This window comes from Pseudomonas ogarae, from assembly GCF_014268695.2.
Classification (GTDB): domain Bacteria; phylum Pseudomonadota; class Gammaproteobacteria; order Pseudomonadales; family Pseudomonadaceae; genus Aquipseudomonas; species Aquipseudomonas kilonensis.
On sequence record NZ_CP077086.1, the window covers coordinates 6,543,128 to 6,551,245 of the forward strand.

Annotated in this window: 5 protein-coding genes; 1 reads left to right on the forward strand and 4 read right to left on the reverse strand. The window is 62.1% G+C overall.

Annotated elements, in window-relative coordinates; translation table 11 throughout:
- From HU749_RS29105 to HU749_RS29115, 3 genes are all read right to left on the reverse strand, one after another.
- A complete protein-coding gene (locus HU749_RS29105) occupies positions 1-1,215 on the reverse strand; it encodes an aldose 1-epimerase family protein (RefSeq protein WP_014340838.1) in 1,215 nt (404 codons plus the stop codon).
- Positions 1,216-1,494: 279 nt separating this feature from the next.
- The gene (locus HU749_RS29110) at positions 1,495-3,471 is read right to left on the reverse strand and encodes a methyl-accepting chemotaxis protein (RefSeq protein ID WP_014340839.1); all 1,977 of its coding nucleotides are present in this window, start codon (positions 3,469-3,471) and stop codon (positions 1,495-1,497) included.
- 185 nt (positions 3,472-3,656) lie between these two features.
- The gene (locus HU749_RS29115) at positions 3,657-4,577 is read right to left on the reverse strand and encodes a LysR substrate-binding domain-containing protein (protein ID WP_046064453.1); all 921 of its coding nucleotides are present in this window, start codon (positions 4,575-4,577) and stop codon (positions 3,657-3,659) included.
- A 158-nt stretch (positions 4,578-4,735) separates the two neighbouring features.
- On the opposite strand from HU749_RS29115, the gene HU749_RS29120 reads away from it, so the two are divergent.
- Positions 4,736-6,130 carry a NorM family multidrug efflux MATE transporter gene (locus HU749_RS29120; protein WP_079303459.1) on the forward strand — a complete coding sequence of 465 codons (1,395 nt, stop codon included), beginning with the start codon at positions 4,736-4,738 and terminating at the stop codon, positions 6,128-6,130.
- Positions 6,131-6,174: 44 nt separating this feature from the next.
- Here the strand turns inward: HU749_RS29120 and HU749_RS29125 are convergent, their stop codons facing one another.
- Positions 6,175-7,845: a putative bifunctional diguanylate cyclase/phosphodiesterase gene (locus HU749_RS29125; protein WP_186649362.1), complete on the reverse strand. Its 1,671-nt coding sequence runs from the start codon at positions 7,843-7,845 to the stop codon at positions 6,175-6,177.
- Between the last annotated feature and the right edge of the window lie 273 nt (positions 7,846-8,118).

The following is an 8,118-nucleotide window of genomic DNA, read 5'->3' on the forward strand; positions in this document are numbered from 1 at the left end:
TCATGGTTTGCTCAGGTCAACCAACGGTGTTTCCCGGACTTCGGTTTTCTGATCGTTCTGGATGGCGTCGATGCGCTTGAGCGCCTTATCCACAGCGCCCTTGTCCGCCAACAGGCTGTAGTGGATCTGGAACTGCTTGTGCTCTTTCGGCGCGATGGTAGGAACCAGGCCCAGAGGGCGCTGATACCGGCGGTTATAGGAAAAACTGGTGCCTGGCTCCAGCCCGGTCACGTAGCCCTGCCCCTGGGTATCGGTGTTTTTCCACAGGGAGAACACCGGAAGCGTGCTGGTGTTGAAGCCTACCGACACACCGAGGCTACCGGCCTTGTTGTGCAGCACGGTGAGTGTGTCGCCCTTGGCGTCAGCGTATGGCACGACGTTGTAGACGGTTTCATCGTAATCCTTGGTCGGGCCCCGGTAGGTTTGCCAATCAGGCAAGTCGCCCTTGGCCTTGTCGTTGAACGGCGAAACCTGCTTGACCGGTGCCGCGAAACGAGCGCCCTGCTCCAGGAACGGCGTACTGAAGTTGCTGTGGTAGAGCGCTTGGTATTCCTTCGGATAATCGCCGTTGTTGGTCAGCGTATCGCTGAGCGCGAACGTCACGCTGCCGGGTTCGGTGACCAGTTCGGTCTGCACCGAGAAATCGACCTTCTTGAACGCCTGCTCCTTCAACTCGCCCCGCAGGGTGATGGCGTAGGGCGGCTTTTCGTCGATATGCAAGGTGACTTTGTTGGCCGGAATATTGGCGGCGCGACCATGCAGGGTCAGCAGCTCACCGTTGTCCATGCCGGGATGGCCGACCCACTCGTAGCCGCAACGGGTGACCAGCTCATTGAAACCTTCGAGCCAGCCCAACCCGCCTCGGCCGTTGAGTTCGATGAACGCCGGATTGACCACTTCCTTGACGGGCGAATCCCAACCCATGCGCACATTCCCGACCGAAGCCTGCAGCACGTTCATGCCACGGGTCGGGACGACCGAAAGTTTCAGGGTGCCATTGTCGATGTCGACGATGCTGACGCCTTCCTGCCGGCCGCCGTGCAGGGTGCGCATCGTCACGGAAAAGGGCTTGTCGGTTTTCACGCCCAGTTGCTGGCTGGTGATTTGCCAGGGTTGGGCGGCTTTATCCGTATCCAGCAGGACGTAATCCCAAGCCATCGCCTGGGAGGCAGCGCCCAAGGCGCCAAGGGTAACGAGGAGTTTGAGCGGAGTCATGGTCACGACCTTTTATTGGAGTTGTGCGGTTTTTATAGACTTGAAGAAACGTTTCAGCAAGCTTAAAAACAGCAATATTCCTAAAAAAGAGGTAACACCAGAGTGGCAGCTTTTGTGGGAGCGAGCTTGCTCGCGATAGCGGTGGGTCAGATTGAGATGATGTTGCCTGGGCGGCCGCCATCGCGAGCAAGCTCGCTCCCACACTGATTCCCGCTGGGCGTCAGAAGTGTGTTCCCCACAATTCCCTTGTGGGAGCGAGCTTGCTCGTGACGGGACGTTTCAGCGGAACCGATCAACCTCTTGGCGCAGGTCCTGGGCCAGTTTTTCCAGTTCCTTGGCGGTGAGTGCCAGGTTCGAGACCACTTGGCGCTGTTCGCTGTTGGCCATGGCGATGCTTTGCAGGTTGCTGCTGAGCAGGGTCGCGGTGCTGCTTTGTTCCTGGGTGGCGGTGGTGATCGCCGCAAATTGCTGGCCGGCCGAGCGGCTTTGCTCATCGATGCGGGCCAGGGCCGTGGCCACGTTGGCGTTGCGCGACAGGCCTTCCTGCATCAACAGGTTGCCCTGCTCCATCGTGCTGATGGCATTGCCGGTTTCCTGCTGGATGCTGTTGATCATGCTGGAAATTTCGTCAGTGGCCTGGCGAGTGCGGGAAGCCAGGCTGCGGACTTCATCGGCCACCACGGCGAAACCACGGCCCTGCTCGCCTGCGCGGGCAGCTTCGATGGCGGCGTTCAAGGCCAGCAGGTTGGTCTGCTCGGCGATCGAGGTGATCACACCCACGATGCCGCCGATTTCCTGGGAACGCTGGCCCAAGGTGTTGATGACCGTGGCCGTGCTGTTCAGCGCACCGGCAATTTGCTCCAGGGACGACGACGCTTCGTCCATCGAGGTACGGCCAATGCGGGTCTGCTGGGCGTTTTCCTGGGCCAGGCGCTCGGTGTTGCCCATGTTGTCGGCAATGTTCAATGAGGTCGCACTGAACTCTTCCACCGCGCCAGCCATGCTGGTGATTTCGCCGGATTGCTGCTCCATGCCTTCATACGCTCCGCTGGACAACCCGGACAGCGCCTGGGCGCGGCTGTTGACCTCCTGGGAGGCCTTGCGGATGTGCTCGACCATGGTCGACAAGGCTTGGCTCATCTGGTTGAAGGCACGGGCCAACTGACCGATTTCATCATGGCTCGACACGTTCAGGCGCACGCTCAGGTCGCCGGCGCCCAAGGCTTCGGCCTGGCGTACCAGATCGCCGAGCGGTGCCAGTTTGCTGCGCAACAACCACATTGCCGAGCCGACCGCCAACAACATCGCCAGCAGGCTGCCAATGGCCAATTGCGTACCGACGCTCCAGGTCACGGCGCGAATCTCGGTTTTCGGCATGCTCGCCACCACCGCCCACGGCCCGCCCTCGAACGGTACGGCGACGCTGTAGAACGCTTCCGCGGTGTCGTCCCAGAACGCACCCTTGCCCGGTTTTTTGATCAAGCCTGTGATGGCCGCAGTAGCGTTGTCCAGCGCCTGTACGCCCGCCGGCGGCACCAGCCATTTGTTTTGCTCATCCAACAATGCCAGCGAACCGGTCTGGCCGATGCGGAAACGCTTGAGGTTCTCGAACTGCGCGTTCTGCGCATCGGTGTAGTCGAAGCCTACATACAACACGGCAATGATCTTGCCGCCGCTGTCGCGTACAGGCGTGTACTGCGACATGTAGAAGCGTCCGAAAAGCAAGGCTCGACCGATGTAGCTCTGCCCGCTGATCACCGGACCATAGGCTGGACCGGCGCGGTCGAGCACGGTACCAATGGCCCGCGTGCCGTCCTGTTTACTGACGGAGGTACTGACGCGGATGAAATCGTCGCCGCTGCGCACGAATACCGTGGCAACCCCGGCAGTCATCGCCTTGAAGTCATCCACTTCCTTGAAGTTGTTATTCAACACTTCGCTGCCCAGGTTCAAACCTGGGGTCTGCACGCCCGCCACCGTCACCGGCTGGTCCGGATGCACGGTCAGGCCCGCGCTGAAGCGCTTTTCGAACAGACCGGCCAACCGCTGCGTACTCTCACGCAACGTGCTGTGGAACGTATTGAGCTGATCGGCCATCAGACGCGCTTCGCTGGCCAAGTGTTCTTCACGGGTGGCGAGGTTGGCAGCGTCCAGCGAACGCAGGGCGAAGACGGTACTGCCGGAGATCACGATCGCCAATATCACAGCGAGGGCAAGGCCTAGCTGTGAGGCGATCCGGGCACGGGGTTGAGACATGACGGCTCCTGGCCGAGAGACCGGATCATCCTGATCACGCTCGCACGCTCGGCATTTTTCGAGTGAGGTGTAAGTTGGCCCTTTCTGCACGAAGGTTCCATCCTCACAAATTCGGCGGCAAAGCCAAATACTTGAGCGGTTCGCAAGGATTAATGCCAAGTGGCTAGCACACCAACTGCAACGTTTCAGCCCAAACGCTGCACGTCGGGTAATTGCATGGCCTTCACCTCAGCCTGGAGGAAGTCGCTGAGCCGGCGCAAACGTTCACCTCCCGGTCGGGTTCTCGGCCAGACCAGGTAATAGTGTTCACCGCTGGCGACAGCCGTCGGCCAGGGCAGGCTCAGGCGCCCCTGGGCGACGTCCTCGGCCACCATCAGCAGGTCGCCCATGGAAACCCCATAGCCGCGTGCCGCGGCGATCATGCCCAGCTCCAGGGTATCGAACACCTGCCCCCCCTTGAGCGAAACCTTGTCGGACAGGCCCATGCGTTGCAGCCAATTGCGCCAGTCCCGGCGATCCGGCGTGGGGTGCAGCAATTCAGCGCTGGCCAACCGCGCCACATCCCAGGGCTGGTCGTTCAGCAGGTTCGGCGCGCCCACCGGGATCAGTTCCTCGGGAAACAGCAAACTGGCCTCCCAGTCCGCGGAAAAATGCCCGTTGCTCAGTAATACGGCGCAATCGAAGGGCTCGACGTTGAAGTCCACCGAGTCGATGTCCATCCAGGCACTGGTCAGCTGCACCTCGTTGCCGGGCTGCAAATGCCGGAAGCGACTCAGGCGCGCCAACAACCAGCGCATGGTCAGCGTGGAAGGCGCTTTCATGCGCAGGATGCCATCCTCGCCATGCAAGGTATGGCAGGCGCGCTCCAGCGCCATGAAGCCCTCACGTACGCCCGGCAACAACAACCGCGCCGCCTCGGTCAATTGCAGGTTACGGCCACTGCGCTGGAACAGCCGGCAGGCAAAGTGATCTTCCAGCGTGCGAATGTGCCGACTGACCGCGCTCTGGGTGATCGACAGCTCTTCAGCGGCCCGGGTGAACGAACTGTAGCGCGCCGCGGCTTCGAATGCCCGCAGCGCATAAAGAGGAGGAAGACGACGAGACATCGCAGAAGCTCCATGGCGTTGTTCGCAAACCCTACCAGAAACCCATCCAGCATGAGTTTTAATCATGCCAGCGATCTTTTTTATCCCTTTGTGCAATCCGCCGAGAGCGCCGAGAATCGTTGCTTTACTGCCTTGTTTGAACATGGAGCGTGATGATCATGCGGCATCCAGTGCGTACCGAACTCTGGGCCATCCTGCGGCTGGCGGGGCCGTTGATTGCCTCGCAGTTGGCGCACATGCTGATGGTGCTCACCGACACCGTGATGATGGCCCGCCTGAGCCCCGAAGCCCTGGCCGGCGGCGGGCTCGGGGCGGCCACTTATTCGTTCGTGTCGATCTTCTGCATCGGCGTGATCGCCGCGGTGGGCACCCTGGTCGCGATCCGCCAGGGCGCAGGCGATGTCGAAGGCGCCACCCGGTTGACCCAGGCCGGGTTATGGCTGGCCTGGCTGATGGCTTTGATGGCCGGGTTGCTGTTGTGGAACCTCAAGCCCGTACTGCTGATGTTCGGCCAGACCGAAACCAACGTGCTGTCCGCCGGACAGTTCCTGCTGGCGCTGCCGTTCGCCCTGCCCGGCTACTTGAGCTTCATGGCCCTGCGCGGCTTCACCAGTGCCATCGGCCGGGCCACACCGGTCATGGTGATCAGCCTCGGCGGCACGGTGGCCAACTTCCTGCTCAACTACGCGCTCATCACCGGCATGTTCGGCCTGCCGAAACTCGGCTTGATGGGGATCGGCCTGGTCACGGCCATCGTCGCCAACTGCATGGCCCTGGCGCTGGCCTGGCACATCCATCGGCACCCGGCCTACCGTGCCTATCCGCTGCTCGAAGGCCTGTCGCGGCCCAATCGCCAATACCTCAAGGAACTGTGGCGCCTGGGCCTGCCGATTGGCGGCACTTACGCGGTGGAGGTCGGGTTGTTTGCGTTCGCTGCGCTGTGCATGGGCACCATGGGCAGCACGCCGTTGGCAGCCCACCAGATCGCGCTGCAGATCGTCTCGGTGGCGTTCATGGTGCCGGCCGGGATGTCCTACGCCATCACCATGCGCATCGGCCAGCACTATGGCGCCGGGCAGTTGCTGATGGCGCGCCTGGCCGGTCGGGTCGGGATTGGCTTTGGCGCGGCCGCCATGCTGGCGTTCGCCATGGTGTTCTGGCTGCTGCCCCATCAATTGATCGGTTTGTTCCTGGACCACGACGACCCGGCGTTTCGCGATGTGATCAACCTGGCCGTGAGCCTGCTGGCGGTCGCGGCGTGGTTCGAGCTGTTCGACGGCACGCAAACCATCGCCATGGGCTGCATTCGCGGGCTCAAGGACGCCAAGACCACCTTCCTGGTGGGGCTGGGTTGCTATTGGCTGATCGGTGCGCCAGCGGCGTGGTGGATGGCGTTCCACCTGAACTGGGGGCCGACCGGCGTCTGGTGGGGCCTGGCCCTGGGGCTGGCCTGCGCGGCCGTGAGCCTGACAGCGGCGTTTGAATGGAAGATGAAGCGGATGATTCGCAGTGAGCCCGGACGGCAGCGTTTCGAGGCCATCCAGGTCGATTGAGATATGCCCCTGTGGGAGCAAGCCCGCTCCCACAGGGTTTTGCGTCAGCTGATTTCCAGCATCGACTGCTGATCACCCTCGAAGGTCAAGTACTCCACCAACTCCGGCAACGGCAACGGCTTGCTGATCAGGAAACCCTGCACCTGGTCGCAACCGAAGCCGCGAAGCAGGTCCAGTTGTTCCTGGGTTTCCACACCTTCGGCCACCACTTCCAGGTTGAGGTTGTGCGCCAGGTTGATCATGGCGTGTACCAGCTTGCGGTTCTCTTCGCGCTGCTCCATGCCGCCGACGAAGCTCTTGTCGATCTTGAGCAGGGCGATGGGCAGGCTGTTGAGGTGCACGAACGAGGAGAACCCGGTGCCGAAGTCGTCCAGGGAGAAGCGCACTCCCAGGCGGCCCAGGGCATCCATGGTCTGCTTGACCAGCTCGCTGCGGCGCATGACGGCGGTTTCGGTGAGTTCGAACTCCAGCCATTGCGCCTCGACACCCCGCTCGGCAATCAACCGGCTCAGGGTCGGCAGCAACTGGCTGTCCTGGAACTGCCGGAACGACAGGTTGACCGCCATGTGCAACGGTGCCAGCCCCCGCTCGCGCAGGGCCTGCATGTCCCGCAGCGCCCGGGAAATCACCCAGTAGCCCAACGGCACGATCAGGCCGCTCTGTTCCGCCAGCGGCACGAACTCACTGGGTGGCAGCAAGCCACGTTCGCCGTGACGCCAGCGCACCAGGGCTTCGAGACCGACAATGTGGCCGCCATCGAGGTTCAGCCGTGGCTGGTAATGCAGTTCCAACTCGTCACGGCGCAGTGCCCGGCGCAGCTCGCTTTCCAGGTCGGCGAGGCTGCGGGCATTGCGATTGATGCGCTCGTTGAAGATATGAAAGGTGCAGCCCTGGGTGCTCTTGGCCTGCTGCATGGCGATGTGGGCGTGCCACATCAGCGGATCGGCGCCGGCCTGGGCGCGGGCGTGGGCAACGCCCAGGCTGCAGCCGATCAGCAGGCTTTCACCGTCCACCCAGTAGGGCTCGGCCAAAGCTTCGGTAATACGCTCGGCCATCCACTCGGCCCGCTGTGGCGCGCGGCGGGTGTCGATCAACAGGGCGAATTCATCACTGCCCAATCGCGCCAATTGATCGCCGGCCTCGAGCGAGCTCTTGAGCCGCGACACCACTTGCAGGATCAAGCGGTCACCGGCCTGGTGGCCGAGGGCGTCGTTGGCGTGACGAAAGTTGTCCAGGTCCAGGTGACCGAGCGCCAGGCCACGGCCGTCGTTTTCCGCCAGGCGCGCCGCCAGCAGCGTCTGGAAACCCTGGCGATTGGCAATGCCCGTCAACGGGTCCTGTTCGGCAAGGCGCTGCAAGGTGTTTTCCAGCACGCCGCGCTCGCGCACATGGCGCAGGCAACGACGCAGGGTCGCGCTGTCGAGGACATCACGCACCAACCAGTCGCTGACGCCATCGGGGGCAATCGCTGGCTCGTGCTCGAGCAACAGGATCGTCGGCAGGCTGCAACGGCCCGGCGCCGGTTGCAGCGCCGCAATGGTCAGCAACACCGCGTTGCGATTATCTTCGAACAGGCTGCTGACAGACTCCCAGTTCGGGGCGCTGATCAACACGACCGAGGCCCCCAAGGGCGCCAGGCACTCGCGTAATATTGCTGACCACACAGGCTCTTGGGCCAATAACAGCAAACGCAAGGGTTCGACAGGCGTTGACAAGCTGACTCCCTAGACTCTGCAAGGTGGTAGGCGCCGGGCATTATGACCTGCCCATTGGCAATGACCAATGCCAATGGTTCTCAAACACGCGGTTTAGGTGGTTTTTTTCCACTCCAAATCCTGCGCGGGACGCGATTGGCCCCACATCCTGCGTGAAAGTAACAGAAGCGGCAAATGACAATGCGCTGTGCGTCACAAGTCGGACAGAGCAGCACAATTCTCAGAGCCTGTTAAAATGCCGGCCCATTTCGCAAACGACTCCCTGACTCTGTC

Excerpts from the sequence above, each read along its gene's own strand:
- HU749_RS29105 (WP_014340838.1), bottom strand. The coding sequence starts at position 1,215 with ATGACTCCGCTCAAACTCCTCGTTACCCTTGGCGCCTTGGGCGCTGCC.
- HU749_RS29120 (WP_079303459.1), top strand. The coding sequence starts at position 4,736 with ATGCGGCATCCAGTGCGTACCGAACTCTGGGCCATCCTGCGGCTGGCG.
- HU749_RS29110 (WP_014340839.1), bottom strand. The coding sequence starts at position 3,471 with ATGTCTCAACCCCGTGCCCGGATCGCCTCACAGCTAGGCCTTGCCCTC.
- HU749_RS29115 (WP_046064453.1), bottom strand. The coding sequence starts at position 4,577 with ATGTCTCGTCGTCTTCCTCCTCTTTATGCGCTGCGGGCATTCGAAGCC.